Raw genomic sequence first — 20,167 nt, forward strand, 5'->3', positions numbered from 1 at the left:
CTTGCGATATGGGCATTTTTTGTACGGCGAAACGTCGCTTAGATGGTCAGCGTCCAGTCGTAGTCGACAATCAGCGGCGCGTGCTGCGAGAACCGCGGCTGACGTGGCAGGCGTGCGCTGCGTACGAAGCGTCGCAGCCCTGGAGTCAGGATCTGGTAGTCGAAGCGCCAGCCCAGATTGAGCATCTCGGCCTGTTCGTTGTCCGGCCACCAACTGTACTGGTCGCCTTCGCGGCTGACTTCGCGCAGGGCATCGACATAGCCCATGTTGCCGACAATCTCGTCCATCCAGGCGCGTTCAGGCGCCAGGAAGCCCGGGGATTGCTGGCTGTCGCGCCAGTTCTTGATGTCGAGCTTCTGCTGCGCCACGTACAGCGAGCCACAATAAATGTACTCGCGACGTTTGCGTCGCTGTTTGTCCAGGTACTTGCCGAAGTCGTCCATGAGCTTGAACTTCTGGTTCAAGTCCTCATCGCCGTTCATCCCCGAAGGGAGCAGCAAGGTGGCAATACTGACTTTGTCGAAATCTGCTTGCAGGTAGCGCCCGTAGCGGTCGGCCGTCTCGAAACCGAGACCGCTGATGACAGCCTTCGGTTGCAACCGCGAATACAAAGCCACGCCGCCTTGGGCAGGGACTTCAGCATCGCAGGCATAAAGGAAGTAGCCATCCAGTTGGAAGGCTGGGTCATCCAGTTCAAAGGCGGAGGCACGGGTGTCCTGCAGGCAGATGACGTCGGCATTCTGTGCTTGCAGCCAACTGAGCAAACCACGCTCGACTGCCGCCTGAATACCATTGACGTTCACACTGATGATCCGCATAAATGGCCCCAAAAATCGCGTGCGTGTATGATACACGGCGTCAAGCTAATTAGCTAAATCCGTGGTATTTGGGGTTTTTTTCATGCAAGCGTATCAGCGCGATTTCATTCGTTTTGCCATCGATCGCGGCGTTTTGCGCTTCGGTGAGTTCACCCTGAAGTCCGGGCGCACCAGTCCTTACTTCTTCAATGCCGGCCTGTTCAACTCGGGCTCGGCTCTGGCGCAGCTGGGGCGTTTCTACGCGGCAGCCATCGCTGAAAGCGGTATTCCCTTCGACGTTCTGTTTGGCCCGGCCTACAAAGGCATTCCGCTGGCGGCAACCACTGCCGTGGCGCTGGCCGAGCATCACGACCGTGACCTGCCATGGTGCTTCAACCGCAAGGAAGCCAAGGCCCACGGCGAAGGCGGCAGTCTGGTCGGTGCGCCGCTGACCGGCGACGTGCTGATCATCGACGACGTGATTACCGCCGGTACGGCAATCCGCGAAGTGATGCAGATCATCGCTTCGCAGGACGGCGCCAAGGCTGCCGGCGTGCTGATCGCGCTGAACCGTCAGGAGCGTGGCAACGGTGAGTTGTCGGCGATCCAGGAAGTCGAGCGCGACTTCGGCATTCCGGTGATCAGCATTGTTTCGCTGAATCAGGTGCTGGAATTCCTCGCCGATGATCCGCAGCTCAAGCAACACCTGCCCGCCGTGGAAGCCTACCGCGCCCAGTTCGGCGTCTGATGATGAGAGGCCCTGTGAGAACAGGGCTTTATTAGCTGCTGCCGAAAACATTCAGTCGCGTAGGTGTATTGCGCGCAGTAGCGCATCAACCTGGCCAAAAGCATCTTGCTGCCACTGTTCCGGTGTTCGGTCTTCCAGGATTTGGCTGTCTTCTACGAATCGTCTTACTGACACGGGTCCGTAACCACCAACGACATCAAATTTTTCATTGATGTGAAGGAAGCCTTGCTCACCGTTTCCCGTTGCGAGAACGGGCTGACACTCATCAGCGAGCGCTTCTATTCCTCCAGGGAAATTGCGCACGCAATAATAAATGTCATAAGCATCTTTCTGTTTGTACCTGCCATTTAGCGCGAACCCTTTCATCGCCAGCAATGCGGGGATTGAACAAACAGCGACCTCGACGCGATTCGTCCCACCCATTGGCATGGGGCCTTCAATCGCAACCATTTGATAAAATCGCAGCGCCAGATCGGCCCCATCAGCACGCTGAACTGCAAACTCGGTGAGAATAGGTGGCTTGTTCTGGATGATTTCAGCGTCACGTGGCATCAGGAAGTCCACGATCACATCTATAGCAGCCCCTTCGTTCTGTGCGGGTACTTGGCGGACGAGTTGAAAGCGGCGTAATTCCCCTCTCTGCTCGTACCCGTTGCCCATAAGGGCCTCAACTAACGTTGCGTATTCCCCATCCCCGAGAGCTTCTGCGTCCAGGCTTAAATCCACATCGAGCGTGCCAACGTGTTGCATATCCTCATTTGCAAGCAACAACCATGGCACGGCACCGCCGATCACCACGAATTTACCTTTGAAGCTACCCAGTATCTGCCCCATTTCAACAAGTACCGTCTTCACGGCCTTCGTTGTTCGATCGTCATAATCCGAAGCTGACTGGGGTTCTTGAGGGATCAGAGCGGCCATATGAGTTTTTCCTCGCGCAAGTGTTCCGCTGCTTCCTTGCCGCGCTCACCAGCAACACTCAGATCCAGATAAGTCTGAACCGGGCTCGTGCATAAGATGCCTGGAGCAGGTTCAATGGTATCTAGCAGTAAGCTTTCGTCTTGGGTGACATTGATGACGACATTTTCGCCTTTCGAAGCAGGAACGAGCTTCAATGCGTTGATCAGTTTTTCCAGCCCTTCGTTATCTGCATAGAAAAAACTCGTGTTTATTCGTGCATAGGGCGCGAGCCATTGAGCAGCAGAAAATGAAGAAAAAACGGCGCTTCCACTGCTGCGGTCGCTAAGCGCATTGCGCGCTGCTTCTTGCAAAGCATGTCCATGTAATGTGGTGTAAAACGTTTTACGCGCAGCCACGGGTGGTTCATAAACTTCAACCCATGCATCGAGCAGCGCAGTCGGGTCAGATAGCTGTACTCCTTCGTTCGTTGAGTCGGCCCATTCTCTGTCCAGTAGTGCTTTGCGCACATTGCTGACTTGGCCCAAGCTCACTCCCGCCGCTTCGGAAAGCTCTACAACGCGCCACGCATGTTCTGGTTTTTGAAGCATGGTGTGCATGATTCGAGCAGATTTAGGCTTGAAGAGAAACTTTAACTCTCTGCGCTCTGTAGCCGGTTTGTCTGTCACTTGATGATCAATGGAAATACCGTCGAATGCGATCCAGCAGTTGCCTTCCAAATCGAGATAACCGACGCTCTTTTCGCGACAAAGCTGCCTCGCGGCAGGCGACAGATAGGGCGCTATGAGGATGGGAGTGGAGCTTACGGGTGAGTCACAAACATAGTCGCGCAGCTGGAGAATCGCTGTGCTGACAAATCGCGGCTGCCCATTTGCCTTCACTTCGCAAATCAGGTGGTGGGGCTTTCCGGATACCCTGGTTTCTACAATGAAGTCAGGATTCCAGCGATTTGCGGGCGGGGCGGATTTCAACGTCTCTACTACCAGAATAGGAATTCTGTTCAGGAGATCACTTAGTTTTTCTCTTGAGCGGTTATCTAGATCTTTCATTGCTATCGACCTTTTCAGCGAATGTTGAAAATAGCTATTCTGGTGAAATTTGTCGATATTTCACTAAAATGTAGTATTTCAGCGTTTGTTGAAAAAGCCTGAAAAAGTGAAGCCGCCGCTGTTTCAGCGGAGGCTCCTCCATTTAAGAGCGATTTTTGCCGCAATCAGCCCGCTGAACAGTGCCAAAACCAGAAGTACCCACACGACCATCACGTAAAGGGTACTGCTCACGTCGAAGTTCCAAAGATCCAGTGTGCTGGTACTCAAGATGCGAATGGCCGAGGGTAGGTTGACGTAAAACAGCCCCACAAACGCGCACGTCAACGGCAGCGCCCGCGAATAAAACGCCTTCCCTACTTTCTCTCGATTGCGCCTTCGGTTCTGTGGACCAGACTGGTATTCATCCAGCGCCAACGCTGCACTGAGTGCTGGCCACGCCAGATTGAACATGAACGTGGTCAGAGTCAGCAGCAAGCCACTGACCGCGACGATGTCACTGAACGGCATTGAGCCCCAACGTCGCGCAGAGCAAGGCGTGAGAATCCTCGCTGATCTCGAACTGCCCGGCGCTGCCCTTGCGCTTGGTAATGGGTTTGAAGGTCGGCTCATTCTGCGTGATCAGCATGTTCAGCTCATCGCGTATCACGTCCGAGCTGATGACCACCAGAAACACGGTTTGCGCGTGCTCTGCGGTCTCGATCACGGCACGCATGCTGTGCTGGAGGATGTCGTCGAGCTGATTGCGAAACCGCGACACGGTGTTCTTCAGCAAGGTTTTGCTTTGGCTTTGGGTCAGCTGAAAGATCGTCGAGATCTGCGATTCCGTCGGCAGTGTCTGCCCGAAGTAGCTTTGAATCAGATAAAGCAGACGATCCTGCTTGGCCTCGTCAGCACGGCTGGGCATGCCGCCCTCGACCAGCATTTTCAGGTACTCGGTCAGGCTGGCCTTGGCGATACGCTGCAAGGCGTGGGCGATTTCCGCGTCGCCGATGCGCAAGGTTTTCTTGACCGGTTCCTTTTGTTCCAGCTCGAAAGCGTCGGCGTCGATCGTGAACGAGATCTGCATGGCTCAGGCGCTCCGGGGTTATTTTTTGTTCGAGGGCGTGATGACCTCGGCGCTTTTGATGTTGGCAGGCTGTTCTGGATAAGGGTCTTTGATCGCATCACCTTGCCCGGTGAGGATTTTCCAGCCATTTAACGCATGCGCCGTTTTGCGAAACTGTCGGCACGGTGGCATCGAGGTTTTGGCTTGATTGGAATACTGATGGCCGCAATCAACGCACTCGTAAGTGCCTGGGGAAACATCGCTGCCGTAAGGGACGTAGTCTTTTTGCATGAGTCAATCTCCGGTGGATGAAGGGAAGATCCTAGGGAGATTTGTTCTGAGGTGATGTCGGACGTTTCGCTGTGTTAAGTCGGACGTTTCTTTCGCGCATAAAAAAGATCGCAGACTTCGTCAACTCTTACAGAAATTTCATACATACGAAATTCGCTTTTGTAGGAGCTGCCGCAGGCTGCGATCTTTTGCTTTTCAGCGGTTACCGATCAAGGACGCTTGCGATTGCTGATCAGCGTGCCCACACCGGTGTCGGTGAAGATTTCCAGCAGGATTGCGTTCGGTACTCGACCGTCGATGATCAACGAGCTGCCCACGCCGCCCTGAACCGCTTCGAGTGCGCAACGGATCTTCGGCAGCATGCCGCCGTAGATGGTGCCGTCGGCGATCAGATCGTCGACCTGCTGGGTGCTCAGGCCGGTCAGTACGGTGCCCGACTTGTCCATCAGGCCGGCGATGTTGGTCAGCAGCATCAGCTTCTCGGCTTTCAGCGCCTCGGCGACTTTACCGGCCACCAGATCGGCGTTGATGTTGTACGACTCGCCGTTCTCACCCACACCAATCGGCGCGATGACCGGGATGAAGTTGCCTTTGACCAGCAGGTTCAGCAGTTCGGTGTTGATGCCGACCACTTCGCCGACGTGACCGATGTCGATGATTTCCGGCTGGGTCATCTCCGGAGTCTGGCGGGTCACGGTGAGCTTCTTCGCACGAATCAGCCCGGCGTCTTTACCGGTCAGGCCGATGGCGCTGCCGCCGTGACGGTTGATCAGGTTGACGATGCTCTTGTTGACCTGACCGCCCAAGACCATTTCCACCACGTCCATGGTCGCCGCGTCGGTGACGCGCATGCCATCGACGAAGTGGCTTTCGATCGACAGGCGCTTGAGCAGATCACCGATCTGCGGGCCGCCGCCGTGCACGACCACCGGGTTGATGCCCACGGCTTTCATCAGCACGATGTCGCGGGCGAAGCCGGTTTTCAGCTCCTCGCTTTCCATCGCGTTGCCGCCGTATTTGATCACCAGGGTCTTGCCGACATAGCGTCGGATGTAAGGCAGCGCTTCGGACAGGACCTTGGCAGTGTTGGCGGCGGCATCGCGTTCGAGGGTCATTCAGGGCTCCGGGTGGATCAGAACGGTAGTTGGAGATCAGGTGCAACGCGTTTCAATTGGGCGTGGAACACGTCCTTGATGCGCTGTAATTCAGCCTCGTCATCGGCCTCGAAGCGCAGCACCAGCACCGGTGTGGTGTTGGAGGCGCGCACCAGGCCCCAGCCTTTGGCGTAATCGACTCGCACGCCGTCAATGGTGGTCAGGTCAGCGCCTGCGCCCCACTGTGCGTCGTGCAGTGCATCAATGATGCTGAATTTGCTCTCTTCGGTCACATGGATATTGATTTCCGGCGTAGAAATATCGTTCGGGAAGGTCGCAAACAACTCTTCCGCAGTGGATTTTTCCTTGCTGAGGATCTCCAGCAGCCGTGCGGCGCTGTAGATGCCGTCATCGAAACCGAACCAGCGCTCTTTGAAGAAGATATGCCCGCTCATTTCACCGGCCAACAGCGCGCCGGATTGTTTCATTTTCTTTTTGATCAACGAATGACCAGTCTTCCACATTAGCGGCCGACCACCGTATTCCTTGATCAGTGGTACCAGACGACGGGTGCATTTGACGTCGAAGATGATTTCCGCGTCCGGGTTGCGCGCCACCACGTCACGGGCGAACAGCATCAGCAGGCGATCGGGGTAGACGATGCTACCGGTGTTGGTCACCACGCCGACACGGTCGCCGTCGCCGTCGAAGGCCAGGCCGATGTCGGCGTTGGTTTCCTTGACCTTGGCGATCAGGTCGACGAGGTTTTCAGGCTTGCCCGGATCCGGGTGATGGTTCGGGAAGTTACCGTCGACTTCGCAGAACAGCGGGATGACTTCGCAGTTCAGCGCCTCGATCAATTGCGGGGCGATCACACCGGCCGCGCCATTGCCGCAGTCGACCACGACCTTCATGCGCCGCGCCAGTTTGATGTCCTGGACGATTTCGGTGTTGTAGCGGTCGAGGATCTCGACCTGGGTGACACTGCCCGTGCCGCTGCTCAGGTTGTTGGTCTTGAGGCGCTCGTGCAGGGCCTGGATCTGTTCGTTGGCGAGGGTGTCGCCGGCGATGACGATCTTGAAACCGTTGTAGTTCGACGGGTTATGGCTGCCGGTGAGCATCACCCCGGATTTGCCGGCCAGCACGTTGGCGGCGTAGTACAGCGCCGGCGTTGGCACCAGGCCGACATCGCTGACGTGGCAGCCACTCTCGGCGATACCGCGAATCAGTTCTGCAACCAGCTCCGGGCCGGACAAGCGACCGTCGCGACCGACGGATACATTCGGCTCGCCTTGGGCCAGGCTCTGCGAACCGATGGCGCGGCCGATCCAGTAAGCGGTTTCGGCATTGAGGAATTCCGGCACGGTGCCACGAATGTCATAGGCGCGGAAAATGCTGTCGGGCAGCTTCGGGGCGATCTTGGCTGGGGTGCTCATCTACGGAAATGCTCCATCTCGAAAGGGGCGGGACAGACCGACGAATCGTTCGACGGCAGGCTCAAACTGAAGGGTATGACGGCGTTTTTCACAGAGAGTTCGTGGTGTGAAAGGGCCATGACGCCTCGGCGGGCGTGGCTTTGGGCCGGCAAAACCTTGATTTACGGTGTTAAAACCTGTCGCTGAAACTGCACAAATTTCCCCTGTAGGAGATGTACTCGGTTATTTGGTGCCGGTGTGGCCAAACCCGCCGGTGCCGCGTTCGGTTTCGACGAACTCTTCAACCATTTCGAAGTGCGCTTGCACCACAGGTACTAGTACCAGTTGCGCCAAGCGTTCGCCGACGGTCATGGTGAAATCGGACTGGCCACGGTTCCAGCAGGAAACCATCAGCGGGCCCTGGTAATCGGAGTCGATCAAACCCACGAGGTTGCCCAGCACGATGCCGTGCTTATGGCCCATGCCCGAGCGCGGCAGGATCAGCGCGGCGAGGTTCGGGTCGCCGATGTAAACCGACAGACCGGTCGGGATCAGCACGGTTTCACCCGGTTTGATCACGATGTCCTGATCCAGCATGGCGCGCAGGTCGAGGCCGGCGGAGCCCGGGGTGGCGTATTGCGGCAGCGGGAAATCGGTGCCGATGCGTGGGTCGAGGATCTTGGCTTGCAAAGCGTGCATGTAAATTAAACCTGGTTCAGACGTTCGGCGATAAAAGTGACCAGTTGGCGAGCGATCTTGCTCTTGCTGGTCTGGGCGAAAACCGTGGCGTGCAGCGCACGGTCAATCACGCTGCAGGCGTTTTCTTCGCTGTTGAAACCGATACTCGGGTTGGCGACGTCGTTGGCGACGATCAAATCGAGATTCTTGTCCTTCAGCTTGCGTGCAGCGTAGTCGAGCAGGTGTTCGGTCTCGGCGGCAAAGCCGACACTGAACGGACGGTCGGGACGGGTCGCGATGGTGGCCAGGATGTCCGGGTTACGCACCATTTGCAGGACGAAACCGTCGCCGCTCGTAGGATCTTTCTTGAGTTTTTGCGGGGCAACCACTTCTGGGCGGTAGTCCGCGACCGCTGCCGAGGCGATGAACACGTCGCACGGGATCGCCGATTCGCAAGCCGCGAGCATGTCGCGAGCGCTGACCACATCGATACGGGTGACGCGATCCGGCGTCGGCAGGTGCACCGGGCCGCTGATCAGCGTGACGCGGGCGCCGGCTTCAACCGCGGCTTCGGCGAGGGCAAAGCCCATTTTCCCGGAGCTGTGGTTGGTGATGTAGCGCACCGGGTCGATATTTTCCTGTGTCGGGCCGGCTGTAATCACCACGTGTTTACCGGTCAGCGCCTGCCGCTGGAAGCAGTCGGCTGCGCATTGCGCCAGATCGGTGGCTTCCATCATGCGGCCCATGCCAACGTCGCCGCAGGCCTGGCTGCCGGAGGCTGGGCCGAAGGTCTTCAGGCCACGGCTTTCCAGGAGTTGCAGGTTGGCCTGGGTCGCCGGATCGCGCCACATCGCCTGATTCATTGCCGGAGCAACAGCGACGACGGCGTCGGTGGCCAGCACCAGGGTGGTCAGCAAATCGTTGGCGATGCCTTGGGCCAGTCGGGCGAGCAGGTCGGCGGTAGCCGGGGCGATCAGCACCAGATCGGCCCACTTGGCCAGCTCGATGTGGCCCATCGCGGCTTCAGCGGCCGGGTCGAGCAGGTCGAGGTGCACCGGGTGGCCGGACAGCGCCTGCATGGTCAGCGGGGTGATGAACTCGGCGCCACCGTGGGTCATGACCACGCGCACTTCGGCGCCCTGGTCGATCAGGCGACGAACCAGATCAGCGCTCTTGTAGGCCGCGATGCCGCCGCCGACGCCCAGAACGATGCGTTTCCGATACAGCCGCTGCATAGGTCTGCCTTTCATTTCGTTGATGACTGCGATGCGATGCCCCTCCCCAGGGTTGAATCGACCGCAAAAAAGATGGGCTACGATATCACAGCGACCGCTACGGAACAGCGGCGCCCACAGACAGGGAATGTGTATGAGTATTCGCGATTGGCCTGCGGCGGAACGCCCGCGGGAAAGGTTGTTGGAACACGGGGCAGCGAGTCTTTCGGACGCTGAGTTACTGGCGATTTTTCTGCGCACCGGATTGCCCGGAATAAGCGCTGTGGACCTGGCGCGCAATCTGTTGACTCAATTCGGCAGCCTGCGTTTGCTGCTCGAGGCCGATCAGCACGCATTCAGCAAACAATTAGGGCTCGGGCCGGCGAAGTTTGCGCAACTGCAGGCGGCTCAGGAAATGAACAGGCGGCATCTGGCTGAGAAATCACGGCAGAAACCAGCCCTGGAAAACCCTCAGGTCGTTCGCGATTATCTGAAATCGATGCTGCGTCACGAACCGCATGAGGTGTTTGGTTGCCTGTTTCTCGACTCCAAACATCAAGTACTGAATTTCGAGATACTTTTTCGTGGCTCGATCGACAACACCAGCGTGCATCCCCGCGAGGTTGTGAAGCGATGTCTGGCCAATAACGCGGCGGCGCTGATCCTGTGCCACAACCATCCATCGGGGAATACCGACCCCAGTCAGGCAGATCGATTGCTGACCAAGCGTCTGCAGAAGACGCTGGAGTTGATCGATGTGCGGGTGCTCGATCACTTCATCGTTGGCGATGGGGAGCCGCTGTCGATGGCGGAGTGTGGCTGGATGTAAAAAAGCAGCGGCAAGCATCGAGCGGCAAGCGGCAAGCTAGAGCCATGCGCGGAGGGCTCTAGCTTGAGGCTTGTCGCTTACGGCTTGACGCTGGTTTTGGAGTAGTCCTGCCGGCCAAACGGGCTCACGGAGTAACCCTGCACGTCTTTACGCGTCAGTGCGTAGGCGGTTGGGTGCGCCAGCGGTAGCCACAACGCCTGCTGCTGAATCTGCGTCTGCGCCTGTTCGTACAGCTTGGTGCGCACGCCTTGTTCGCTGGTGGTCTTGCCGGCGCTGATCAACTTGTCCAGATCGGCATTGCAGTAGCGGGCGAAGTTGGTGCCCGACTTGACCGCCGCACAGGAAAACTGCGGCGTGAGGAAGTTGTCCGGGTCACCGTTGTCACCCGCCCAACCCATGAACAACAGATCATGCTCGCCGGCCTTGGCGCGGCGGATCAATTCACCCCACTCGATCACGCGGATTTCCGCCTGAATGCCGATTTCCGCCAGATCCGACTGCAACATCTGCGCACCCAAACTTGGGTTCGGGTTGAGGAGACTGCCCGACGGACGCGTCCAGATCGTGGTCTGGAAACCGTCTTTCAATCCAGCCTTGGCCATCAGCGCCTTGGCTTTGGCAACATCGTGCGGGTAACCCGGCAAGCTCTTCGCGTAACTCCAGGTGTTCGGCGGGTAAGGGCCGTTGGCCGCTTCGGCGGTGTCTTCAAACACAGCCTTGATGTAATTGGCCTTGTCGAACGCGAGGTTGATCGCCTGACGCACTTCCGGCTTGTCCAGCGGCGGATGCTGGCTGTTGATGCCAACGAAAGCGGTCATGAACGCGTCAGTCTTTTCGACTTTTAGCGTCGGCTCTTTCAGCGCGGCCTGTACGTCCAAAGGTTTTGGCGAGAGGGCGATTTGGCATTCATTGCGCCGCAGTTTTTGCAGGCGCACGTTAGCGTCCGGGGTGATGGCGAAGATCAACGGGTCAACCGAAGGCTTGCCGCGGAAGTAATCCGGGTTGGCCTTGTAGCGGATGGCTGCATCTTTCTGGAAGCGGTTGAACACGAACGGGCCGGTGCCGATTGGCTGGCTGTTGAGCTTGTCCGTCGCGCCGGCCTTCATCAGTTTGTCGGCGTATTCGGCGGAGTAGATCGAAGCGAAGCCCATGCTCAGAGTCGCCAGGAAGGTCGAGTCCGGGTGATCAAGGGTGAAGCGCACGGTCAACGGATCGAGCGCGTCGATCTTCTTGATCAGCGCGGGCAACTGCATCGATTGCGCATGCGGGAAGCCGCTCTGGGCGACCTTGTGCCACGGATTGGCCGGGTCGAGCATGCGGTCGAAGCTGAATTTGACGTCTTCGGCGGTCAGTTCACGGCTTGGCTTGAAGTATTCGGTGGTGTGAAATTTCACCTGCGGACGCAGCTTGAACACGTAAGTCAGGCCATCGGTGCTGACTTCCCAACTGTCGGCCAGGCTCGGCACGACTTTGCCGCTGGCGGTGTCGAAATCCACCAGACGGTTCATCAGTACGTCCGCCGAGGCGTTGGTGGTGGTCAACGAGTTGTATTGCACCACGTCGAACCCTTCAGGGCTGGCCTCGGTGCAGACGCTCAGCGCGGCGGCCTGGGCCAGGGGGCTCAGCAGGAGCGGGGCGAGCAACAGGGGTAGGGCAGCGAGGCGCATGGTCGGTTTCCTTTTACAGATCGAAGGCCCATCTGCAAGTGCAGTCTGGAAAAGGCCTACCCTAGAGGTCTGGATTACAAATGACTATCCCCCTTTTGCATTTTCGGGGCACAGTGATGGCGGTTTTTCAGACCGTGGCGCGCGTTAAAAAGTCTGAACCGCCGGCAAGGGTGGTTTTCTGCGACGAGTGGTAAAAACCGTTGCCAGCCTTTATCCAAGGCGCTCGCGGGCCAAAAAAACGCCTTTTTACCGATTGATTGCACACCGATTGTTGTTGCTCCGAAGTCTTTCTGGTATAAAGCAGCGCTCTTTTCTAGGGGCCCGGTTCCTTCACTGTAGGTGTAGCCGGTAAGACCTCTAAAGAAACGCGGCGCCTGGCGCCAAATGACTGAGAGATTAAGCGGCCAACCCATGCCGGGTTGGGCATGTGGTTTTAGAGGGCTGAGGCATGTCGAGAGTATGTCAAGTTACCGGTAAGGGTCCGGTGACTGGGAATAACATTTCCCACGCAAACAACAAAACCCGTCGTCGTTTCCTGCCGAACCTGCAGCATCACCGCTTCTGGGTTGAAGAAGAGAAACGTTTTGTGCGTCTGCGCGTATCTGCCAAAGGCATGCGTATCATCGACAAGCGTGGCATCACTGTCGTGCTCGCCGAACTTCGCCGCGATGGCAAGATTTAAGGGAGCTAATCATGCGTGAATTGATTCGTTTGATCTCGAGCGCCGGTACTGGTCACTTCTACACTACCGACAAGAACAAGCGTACTACCCCGGACAAAATCGAGATCAAGAAATATGATCCGGTTGTTCGCAAGCACGTGATCTACAAGGAAGGCAAAATCAAGTAATTGATTTTTCCGGACTTACGAAAAAGGCCCGTATCTCACGATACGGGCCTTTTTTGTTGCCTTGAAGCGTGATCGATCAACCACAGATCAGTTCAATGATCTCGTTTTTCTCGTTGACCAGGACCCTGATGCGGTCCGCATCAGTGCGCAGGTTGTACATGCCGTCCGGCACTTCGAGGCGATGCTTTGTTACTCCGGCTGCGTTGCGCACAGCGAGCAGATTGTCAGTAGTAGCAAAATCACCGAGGAAAAATTGCGCGTTGTAGAGATTGCATTGGCTGGACATTGTGCCTCCTTGCTTTGGTTTGAGTTAAGGCCCCTTATTCATCGAATCAGACTAACCTCTTGGTTTGACTGATCTTTTCTCGATTCCTAAGCGACCAGTCGAAGTTTCACTCAAACCTGCTGGATATGCCTTACCCTGCTCGTCACCGTGTGTGTCGGATCAGCTTTTCTGTTCAAAGATCACATAGACCTTGCGGCAAGCCTCAAGCACTTCCCAAGTGCCGCGAAACCCCGCCGGAATCACAAACCGGTCGCCGACGCGCAACGTCTTGGCATTGCCCTCACCATCACGCAGCACCGAAACGCCCTGGAGGATTTCGCAGTATTCATGCTCGGTGTAGTTCACCGTCCACTGCCCAACCGCACCTTCCCACACGCCAACGCCCATCTGCCCACACGGGCTGTCGTATTGATGGAACACAGCTTGTTCAGGATCGCCCTTGAGCACTTTCGCCGGATCCGGGCGATAGCGTTCGGCTTCGCTGCTGGTAAGGCTGATGTCGACGACGTTCTGGATGTTCATTGTTGTTATCCCCCGTGAATACGGCGCGATTGGCTGGAAAGGGCCAAAGTCTATGTTGATTAAAATCAACACCGCAAGGCCGTATGGCCACCTTATGTCAAATATATTGAAACAACCCCGGCCGCTGGTTTAGGGTGGCGGGTGCCTCTGGCCGAAAAACCGGCTGGCCGGGCAGAATTCTTGAGGACGCTGGCGAAGATCGCGCGGCGCTCGTATTCAACAAGCGGAGGACACTCGAAATGACCACCCTGACTCGTGCCGACTGGGAACAACGCGCCCGCGACCTGAAAATCGAAGGCCGCGCCTACCTGAATGGCGAATACACTGACGCCGTCTCCGGCGAGACCTTCGAGTGCATCAGCCCGGTCGATGGCCGTCTGCTCGGCAAGATTGCCAGCTGTGACGCCGCCGACGCTCAACGCGCCGTGGAAAATGCCCGCGCCACCTTCAATTCCGGCGTCTGGTCGCGCCTGGCGCCGACCAAACGCAAAGCCACCATGATCCGTTTTGCCGGCCTGCTCAAGCAGCACGCCGAAGAACTGGCCCTGCTCGAAACCCTCGACATGGGCAAGCCGATCAGCGATTCGCTGTACATCGACGTCCCGGGCGCGGCGCAAGCGCTGAGCTGGAGCGGTGAAGCGATCGACAAGATTTACGACGAAGTCGCGGCGACTCCGCACGATCAACTGGGTCTGGTGACCCGCGAGCCAGTCGGTGTAGTCGGCGCCATCGTACCGTGGAACTTCCCATTGATGATGGCCTGCTGGAAACTCGGCCCGGCGCTGTCGACCGGTAACTCGGTGATCCTCAAGCCGTCGGAAAAATCCCCGCTGACCGCCATCCGCATCGCTGCGCTGGCCGTTGAGGCCGGTATTCCGAAAGGCGTGCTCAACGTGCTGCCGGGCTATGGTCATACCGTTGGCAAGGCGCTGGCCCTGCACAACGACGTCGACACACTGGTGTTCACCGGTTCGACCAAGATCGCCAAGCAACTGATGATCTACTCCGGCGAATCGAACATGAAACGCGTCTGGCTGGAGGCCGGTGGCAAGAGCCCGAACATCGTCTTTGCCGATGCGCCGGACCTGCAAGCCGCTGCCGAATCCGCCGCCAGCGCCATCGCCTTCAACCAGGGCGAAGTTTGCACCGCTGGTTCGCGTCTGCTGGTCGAGCGTTCCATCAAAGGCAAGTTCTTGCCGATGGTGATCGAGGCGCTGAAAACCTGGAAGCCGGGCAATCCGCTGGATCCGGCAACCAACGTCGGTGCGCTGGTCGACACCCAGCAGATGAACACCGTGCTGTCGTACATCGAATCCGGTCATACCGATGGCGCCAAACTGGTGGCTGGCGGCAAGCGCATTCTGCAGGAAACCGGTGGCACTTATGTTGAGCCAACGATTTTCGACGGCGTGAGCAATGCGATGAAGATCGCTCAGGAAGAGATCTTCGGGCCAGTGCTGTCGGTTATCGCTTTCGATACCGCTGAAGAAGCCATCCAGATCGCCAACGACACGCCGTATGGTTTGGCCGCTGCGGTCTGGACCCAGGACATCTCCAAGGCGCACCTGACCGCCAAGGCCCTGCGTGCCGGCAGCGTGTGGGTCAATCAGTACGATGGCGGCGACATGACTGCGCCGTTCGGCGGCTTCAAACAGTCGGGCAACGGCCGCGACAAGTCGCTGCACGCATTCGACAAGTACACAGAGCTGAAGGCGACGTGGATCAAGCTGTAAGCCGTTAGGAGGGTCTGTTCGCAAGAGCAGATCCTCCAGACGAGGCAGATCCCTGTGGGAGCGAGCCTGCTCGCGAAAGCGGTGTATCAGTCAGCCCATGTGCTGAATGTGAAACCGCTTTCGCGAGCAGGCTCGCTCCCACATTTGCTTGATGTGGTCTCTAAAAATAATTATCCACAGGAGCGTGGAACATGCGGTGGGCGACATATTTCGCCGTGTTGGCGTCTGTCTTGAGTGTCGGTCTGGCCCTGGGGGTCAGTATGCCGTTGGTGTCGTTGCGCCTGGAAGGCTGGGGTTACGGTTCCTTCGCCATTGGGGTAATGGCGGCGATGCCGGCGATTGGCGTGTTGTTGGGCGCGAAAATTTCCAGCCATCTGGCGGCACGTTTCGGTACGGCGAACCTGATGCGCCTGTGCCTGTGGGCCGGGGCGCTGTCGATCGGTTTGTTGGCGCTGCTGCCGAGCTATCCGGTCTGGCTGGTCCTACGGCTGATGATCGGAGTGATCCTGACCATCGTGTTCATCCTCGGCGAGAGCTGGATCAATCAACTGGTGGTCGAGCACTGGCGCGGTCGCTTGGTGGCGCTGTACGGCAGCAGCTATGCGTTGAGCCAGTTGTCTGGCCCATTGCTGCTGGGTGCGCTCGGCACCGAAAAGGATTACGGATTCTGGGTCGGCGTCGGTCTGCTGTTGGTTTCGCCTTTGCTTCTATTGGGCCGCAGTGGTGCACCGAGCAGTGAAGCCAGCAGTGTGACGTTCCGCGATCTGTGGGGATTTGCTCGCGAGCTGCCGGCAATTGCCTGGGCGGTGTCGTTGTTCGCCGCGTTCGAGGCGATGATCCTGACGTTGCTGCCGGTGTATTGCCTGCAACAGGGCTTCACCGCTGAAATCGCGCTGGCGATGGTCAGCACGGTGGTGGTCGGCGATGCGTTGCTCCAGTTGCCGATTGGCGCGTTGGCCGATTACTTGTCGCGGCGTACGCTATTCGCCGGTTGCGCCGTGGTGTTGATGCTGTCGAGTCTGGCGATTCCAATGTTGCTCGACACGCTGCTGATCTGGCCGTTGTGGGTGCTATTCGGGGCGAGTGCCGGTGGTTTGTTCACGCTGTCGCTGATTCTGATCGGCGAGCGTTATCGTGACGATGCGCTGGTGCGGGCGAATGCGCATATTGCGCAGCTGTGGGGCGTGGGATGTCTGGTCGGGCCGCTCGCGGCCGGGGCGGGCAGCCAGTGGATCAATGGGCATGCGTTGCCGTTGTTGATGGCGATTGGGGCGTTTGGTTTGGTGATTCTGCTTTTGCGCCAAGGGGCATTCGGACCGATAACCGAGCCTGCCTAAGATCAAAAGATCGCAGCCTTCGGCAGCTCCTACAGTTGAAATGCATTCGTTCTGTAGGAGCTGCCGAAGGCTGCGATCCTTTGCTTTTCAAAGCATTCGTTCAAGGCCGACAGTAGTGCTGAACCACGCGTTGAACCGCCGCCACCAACTCCCCGGCTCCTTGGTCAGGGTGTGCATCTGGCCGTTGTCCTCAGTGACCCAGACAATCCGGCCATCCTGTAACTTCGCCTCGTAACTCAGCGCTGGCGCCATGCCTTGCAGCGCCAGTTCGCGCACATGCCCGGCCAGTTCCGGGCTGTCCACCAACACCCCGACTTCGGTGTTCCACAAAACCGAACGCGGATCAAAGTTGAACGAGCCGATAAACGACTTCTGCCGATCGAAGATCATCGCCTTGCTGTGCAGGCTTGAGTCCGAGCCACGAAACGACTTGCTGTAAAACACATGCGGGCCGCTGCCATAGTTATCCCCAGGCTGACGGCGCAGTTCATACAACTTCACGCCATGCTCCAGCAACGCTTTGCGATACGGCGCATAGCCGCCATGCACCGCCGGCACATCGGTGGCCTCCAGCGCGTTGGTCAGCAGGCTCACCGAGACGCCCGCATCGGCACGACCGGTCAGGTAAACCAGCCCCGGCTGGCCCGGCACGAAGTACGCCGAAATCATGATCAGCTCTTTGCTCACGCCTCTGAGCTCGGGTGCCAGTTGCGTGGTCAGCAGCAATTGCGGATCCGGCTCGCCCTTGGCCAAGACCTTGCTCGGCGCGTCCCACAGCGCCTGATTCCATGCCCAGATCAGCTCTTTGCGCCAGATGTCCATGCGCGGCGCAGTCTTGAACGTCATCAACTGTTGATACAGCGCATGATTCTGTTTGCGCGTGTCTTCCAGCGATTCTTCCAGGCGCGTGCGGGTGTTCTGCAGATCCTTGGCGGTTGGTTGGCTGGTGAGGAACTCGTCGATCGGTTTGCTCAGCGCGCTGTTCCAGTACTGGTCGAAACTGTGGCCCAGTTGCTCGGCCACCGGGCCGACGCTGAGCATGTCGATGTCGGTGAAATTCAGGTTTGGCTCGGCGTCGAAATACTCGTCCCCCAGATTGCGCCCGCCAACGATGGCCACGCTGTTGTCCGCCAGCCACAGCTTGTTGTGCATGCGCCGGTGTTGCAGCGACAGATTGAACAAGCGGCCCGCTGCCCGCGTGACGCCGGTACTGCGACCAAGGTGCAGCGGGTTGAACAGGCGAATCTGAATCTGCGGATGCGCCGCGAGTGTCGCGATGATCTGGTCGAGGCCATCGCTGGTGGTGTCATCGAGGAGGATGCGCACGCGCACGCCGCGATCAGCGGCCTTGAGCAATTCCTCCACCAGCATCCGCGTGCTGATGCCGTCGTGGACGATGTAGTACTGCAGATCGAGGCTGGACTGGGCGTTGCGGATCAGTTCGGCGCGGGCGGTGAACGCCTCGCTGCTGTTCGACAGTAGGCGAAACCCCGAGCGGCCTTGATAGGGCGCCGCTTGCGCCTGGATCGAACGGCCGAAGCTGGAATCGGCCGCTGGCAACGCCTGGCTGGGCTCGCGCGGCACATCGAAACTGGCACAGCCGCTCAGGAACGAGGCGAGTAACAGCAAAGCGAGTAGGGGCTGTCTGAAGCTCACGTAGGATCGTTCCGGTTGGCGGCTGGGGTCGGCATATGGACGCTGGTCTCTGGAAAAAGGTCAGTCGGCTTCAGCGAGCAGTTTGATGGCCGTCGCCCCGACCTTGCGCACCGCCTCTTCGATCTGCGCTGTCGGTTTGGCAGCGTAGTTCATCCGCAGGCAATTGCGGTACTTGCCCGAGGCGGAAAAGATGCTGCCGACGGCAATCTGTACGCCTTGGTCGTGTAACTCACGATTGAGTTTCAAGGTGTCGAAGCCTTCCGGCAATTCGACCCAGAGCAAAAAGCTGCCTTGCGGCCTGCTGGCGCGGGTACCTGCCGGGAAATAGCGGGTCACCCAATCGATCATCATGTCGCGGCTGCGCTGATATTGCGTGCGCATGCGCCGCAAGTGCGGTTCGAAGTGGCCGGCCTTGAGGAATTCGGCGATGGCGATCTGTGGCTGCGGTGCGGTCGATCCGGTGCTGATGTATTTCATGTGCAGCACGCGCTCGAGGTAGCGGCCCGGTGCGACCCAACCAATCCGCAGCCCCGGCGCCAAGGTCTTGGAAAACGAACTGCACAGCAGCACGCGGCCGTCTTCGTCGAAGGATTTGATCGTGCGCGGACGCGGGTAGGTGTAGGCCAGCTCGCCGTACACATCGTCCTCGATGATCGCCACGTCGAAGCGCTGGGCGAGGGTAAGCAGGGCGCGTTTGCGTGACTCCGGCATGATGTAGCCGAGCGGGTTGTTACAGTTCGGGGTGAGCTGGATGACTTTGATCGGCCATTGTTCGAGCGCCAGTTCCAACGCTTCAAGGCTGATCCCGGTGAGCGGGTCGGTGGGGATTTCCAGGGCCTTCATGCCCAGGCCTTTGAGCGTCTGCATGGCGCCGTGGAAACTCGGCGAATCGACCGCGACGATGTCGCCCGGTTCGCAGATCGCGTGGATGCTGGTGGACAGCGCTTCGTGGCAACCGGTGGTGATCACCAGATCGCTGGCGCTCAACTGGCAGCCGGAATCGAGCATCAGTCGAGCGATCTGTTCGCGCAGTTCGAGGGTGCCGTGAATGTTGTCGTAATACAGACCGGGCATGTCCTGACGGCGGCTGATTCGTGCCAAGCCGCGCAGCAACGGTTTCATGGTCGGCGAGCTGATGTCGGGCATGCCGCGACCCAGTTGCACGATGTCCTTGCGCGGCACCGCGCGAATCAATTCCAGCACCTGATCCCATTGCGAAATCTCCACCGGCCGTTGCGCCGGGCGGCCGACGACGGGCAGTTCCGGCAGTTCGCGACCGACTGGCACAAAGTAGCCTGATTTGGGTTTCGGCGTGGCCAGACCGCTGTCTTCGAGCATGCGATAGGCCTGTTGCACCGTGCTCAGGCTGACCCCGTGTTCGACGCTCAAGGCGCGCACCGACGGCAACCGATCGCCGGGTCGATAGAAGCCGTTTTCGATGCGCGTGCCGAGCAATTCGGCAAGGTTTACATAAAGGGTCATGGCGCTGCCTCGGTGCAGATGATTCGATAAACCAGTACAGATACGGCAAAAATCGACAATTCAGTCAGTAAAGCGGCAAATCTGTATGGGGTTAATACAGTTGCTTTGAATCTGTAATGGTTTTGCTCGCCCGCGCATCATGGAATCTCTGGCTACCCAAGTAAACAGGAGCATTGAAAATGAACGGCTTGAGCGATGTGCGGCTGACGTTACACAGTCAGGAACTGGCGGCAGGGCAGAAGGATCGTGCACGCAATGAGATCATGCGTAACGCACCGTCCGGCCTGAGTCGCTGGAATCTGTTCTGGCATCGTCTGCACACGCGCAAGGCGTTGCTGGCGCTGACGGCGGATCAGCTCAAGGATATCGGGCTGACCCGTGAGCAGGCGCTGGAGGAGGGGTTAAAGCCGTTCTGGCGGATCTGAGATCTGTATTGTTCTTGCGGCCCCTTCGCGAGCAGGCTCGCTCCCACATTGATCTTCAGTGGATACAAGATTCCCATCCACCGCAGATCCCCTGTGGGAGCGAGCCTGCTCGCGAAAGCGGCCTCATGAGCG

21 protein-coding genes and 1 pseudogene are annotated in these 20,167 nt (G+C 58.3%); 7 read left to right on the forward strand and 15 right to left on the reverse strand.

The annotated features are described in order from the left end of the window. Positions 1-38 precede the first annotated feature (38 nt). A complete protein-coding gene (locus tag CKW17_RS10625) occupies positions 39-818 on the reverse strand; it encodes an exodeoxyribonuclease III (protein WP_007920349.1) in 780 nt (259 codons plus the stop codon). Positions 819-900: 82 nt separating this feature from the next. On the opposite strand from CKW17_RS10625, the gene pyrE reads away from it, so the two are divergent. After that, positions 901-1,545 carry an orotate phosphoribosyltransferase gene (gene pyrE / locus CKW17_RS10630; RefSeq protein WP_008078597.1) on the forward strand — a complete coding sequence of 215 codons (645 nt, stop codon included), beginning with the start codon at positions 901-903 and terminating at the stop codon, positions 1,543-1,545. Between the two features lie 51 nt (positions 1,546-1,596). Here pyrE and CKW17_RS10635 read toward each other — a convergent pair whose 3' ends face one another. The 9 genes and pseudogenes from CKW17_RS10635 to coaBC all read right to left on the reverse strand — a co-directional run bounded on the left by CKW17_RS10635 (position 1,597) and on the right by coaBC (position 9,270). Beyond that, the gene (locus tag CKW17_RS10635) at positions 1,597-2,466 is read right to left on the reverse strand and encodes a nucleotidyl transferase AbiEii/AbiGii toxin family protein (RefSeq protein WP_095119808.1); all 870 of its coding nucleotides are present in this window, start codon (positions 2,464-2,466) and stop codon (positions 1,597-1,599) included. Continuing rightward, the gene (locus CKW17_RS10640) at positions 2,454-3,512 is read right to left on the reverse strand and encodes a type IV toxin-antitoxin system AbiEi family antitoxin (protein ID WP_095119809.1); all 1,059 of its coding nucleotides are present in this window, start codon (positions 3,510-3,512) and stop codon (positions 2,454-2,456) included. The genes CKW17_RS10635 and CKW17_RS10640 overlap by 13 nt, the downstream gene beginning before the upstream one ends. A gap of 123 nt (positions 3,513-3,635) precedes the next feature. Next, on the reverse strand, positions 3,636-4,019 hold the full coding sequence (locus CKW17_RS10645) for a hypothetical protein (RefSeq protein ID WP_095119810.1): 384 nt from the start codon (positions 4,017-4,019) through the stop codon (positions 3,636-3,638). Beyond that, positions 4,006-4,578, reverse strand: a complete 573-nt coding sequence (locus tag CKW17_RS10650; protein WP_007920355.1) for a hypothetical protein — start codon at positions 4,576-4,578, stop codon at positions 4,006-4,008. The genes CKW17_RS10645 and CKW17_RS10650 overlap by 14 nt, the downstream gene beginning before the upstream one ends. An 18-nt stretch (positions 4,579-4,596) precedes the next feature. Continuing rightward, positions 4,597-4,848, reverse strand: a complete 252-nt coding sequence (locus tag CKW17_RS10655; RefSeq protein ID WP_095119811.1) for a hypothetical protein — start codon at positions 4,846-4,848, stop codon at positions 4,597-4,599. Between the two features lie 209 nt (positions 4,849-5,057). Then, entirely contained in the window at positions 5,058-5,963 is a 906-nt protein-coding gene (argB, locus tag CKW17_RS10660; RefSeq protein WP_007954443.1) for an acetylglutamate kinase, read from the reverse strand. A 17-nt stretch (positions 5,964-5,980) separates the two neighbouring features. Further along, positions 5,981-7,357, reverse strand: a pseudogene (locus tag CKW17_RS10665) (phosphomannomutase/phosphoglucomutase); the annotation flags it as partial. Between the two features lie 243 nt (positions 7,358-7,600). After that, positions 7,601-8,056, reverse strand: a complete 456-nt coding sequence (gene dut, locus CKW17_RS10670) for a dUTP diphosphatase (protein ID WP_034152055.1) — start codon at positions 8,054-8,056, stop codon at positions 7,601-7,603. Positions 8,057-8,061: 5 nt separating this feature from the next. Further along, entirely contained in the window at positions 8,062-9,270 is a 1,209-nt protein-coding gene (coaBC, locus tag CKW17_RS10675; RefSeq protein WP_095119812.1) for a bifunctional phosphopantothenoylcysteine decarboxylase/phosphopantothenate--cysteine ligase CoaBC, read from the reverse strand. A 133-nt stretch (positions 9,271-9,403) separates the two neighbouring features. Between coaBC and radC the strand changes: the two genes are divergently transcribed. Beyond that, positions 9,404-10,078 carry a DNA repair protein RadC gene (gene radC / locus CKW17_RS10680; protein ID WP_007920367.1) on the forward strand — a complete coding sequence of 225 codons (675 nt, stop codon included), beginning with the start codon at positions 9,404-9,406 and terminating at the stop codon, positions 10,076-10,078. Between the two features lie 77 nt (positions 10,079-10,155). Here radC and CKW17_RS10685 read toward each other — a convergent pair whose 3' ends face one another. Next, positions 10,156-11,745 carry an ABC transporter substrate-binding protein gene (locus tag CKW17_RS10685; protein WP_095119813.1) on the reverse strand — a complete coding sequence of 530 codons (1,590 nt, stop codon included), beginning with the start codon at positions 11,743-11,745 and terminating at the stop codon, positions 10,156-10,158. Positions 11,746-12,193: 448 nt separating this feature from the next. Between CKW17_RS10685 and rpmB the strand changes: the two genes are divergently transcribed. Together rpmB and rpmG are read left to right on the forward strand one after the other, a co-directional pair. Next, positions 12,194-12,427, forward strand: a complete 234-nt coding sequence (gene rpmB / locus CKW17_RS10690; protein ID WP_007920377.1) for a 50S ribosomal protein L28 — start codon at positions 12,194-12,196, stop codon at positions 12,425-12,427. A gap of 11 nt (positions 12,428-12,438) precedes the next feature. Continuing rightward, positions 12,439-12,594 (forward strand): 50S ribosomal protein L33, encoded by a 156-nt coding sequence (rpmG, locus tag CKW17_RS10695; protein WP_003177274.1) that lies wholly within the window; start codon positions 12,439-12,441, stop codon positions 12,592-12,594. A gap of 76 nt (positions 12,595-12,670) precedes the next feature. Here the strand turns inward: rpmG and CKW17_RS10700 are convergent, their stop codons facing one another. Both CKW17_RS10700 and CKW17_RS10705 read right to left on the reverse strand, forming a co-directional pair. Next, a complete protein-coding gene (locus tag CKW17_RS10700; protein WP_095119814.1) occupies positions 12,671-12,880 on the reverse strand; it encodes a peptidase inhibitor in 210 nt (69 codons plus the stop codon). Positions 12,881-13,039: 159 nt separating this feature from the next. Next, positions 13,040-13,402 (reverse strand): cupin domain-containing protein, encoded by a 363-nt coding sequence (locus CKW17_RS10705; RefSeq protein ID WP_016985820.1) that lies wholly within the window; start codon positions 13,400-13,402, stop codon positions 13,040-13,042. A 239-nt stretch (positions 13,403-13,641) separates the two neighbouring features. Between CKW17_RS10705 and CKW17_RS10710 the strand changes: the two genes are divergently transcribed. Together CKW17_RS10710 and CKW17_RS10715 are read left to right on the forward strand one after the other, a co-directional pair. Beyond that, positions 13,642-15,135 carry an aldehyde dehydrogenase gene (locus CKW17_RS10710; RefSeq protein WP_095119815.1) on the forward strand — a complete coding sequence of 498 codons (1,494 nt, stop codon included), beginning with the start codon at positions 13,642-13,644 and terminating at the stop codon, positions 15,133-15,135. Positions 15,136-15,326: 191 nt separating this feature from the next. Continuing rightward, complete coding sequence (locus CKW17_RS10715) at positions 15,327-16,472, forward strand: MFS transporter (protein ID WP_095119816.1); 1,146 nt, start codon at positions 15,327-15,329, stop codon at positions 16,470-16,472. 87 nt (positions 16,473-16,559) lie between these two features. Here the strand turns inward: CKW17_RS10715 and CKW17_RS10720 are convergent, their stop codons facing one another. Both CKW17_RS10720 and CKW17_RS10725 read right to left on the reverse strand, forming a co-directional pair. After that, positions 16,560-18,128 carry a phospholipase D family protein gene (locus tag CKW17_RS10720; protein ID WP_095119817.1) on the reverse strand — a complete coding sequence of 523 codons (1,569 nt, stop codon included), beginning with the start codon at positions 18,126-18,128 and terminating at the stop codon, positions 16,560-16,562. A 60-nt stretch (positions 18,129-18,188) separates the two neighbouring features. Continuing rightward, positions 18,189-19,610 carry a PLP-dependent aminotransferase family protein gene (locus CKW17_RS10725; RefSeq protein ID WP_095119818.1) on the reverse strand — a complete coding sequence of 474 codons (1,422 nt, stop codon included), beginning with the start codon at positions 19,608-19,610 and terminating at the stop codon, positions 18,189-18,191. 179 nt (positions 19,611-19,789) lie between these two features. On the opposite strand from CKW17_RS10725, the gene CKW17_RS10730 reads away from it, so the two are divergent. After that, positions 19,790-20,035 carry a DUF1127 domain-containing protein gene (locus CKW17_RS10730; RefSeq protein ID WP_095119819.1) on the forward strand — a complete coding sequence of 82 codons (246 nt, stop codon included), beginning with the start codon at positions 19,790-19,792 and terminating at the stop codon, positions 20,033-20,035. Positions 20,036-20,167: the final 132 nt, after the last annotated feature.

The sequence above is a fragment of the Pseudomonas sp. Irchel s3f10 genome, assembly GCF_900187515.1.
GTDB classification, from domain to species: domain Bacteria; phylum Pseudomonadota; class Gammaproteobacteria; order Pseudomonadales; family Pseudomonadaceae; genus Aquipseudomonas; species Aquipseudomonas tensinigenes.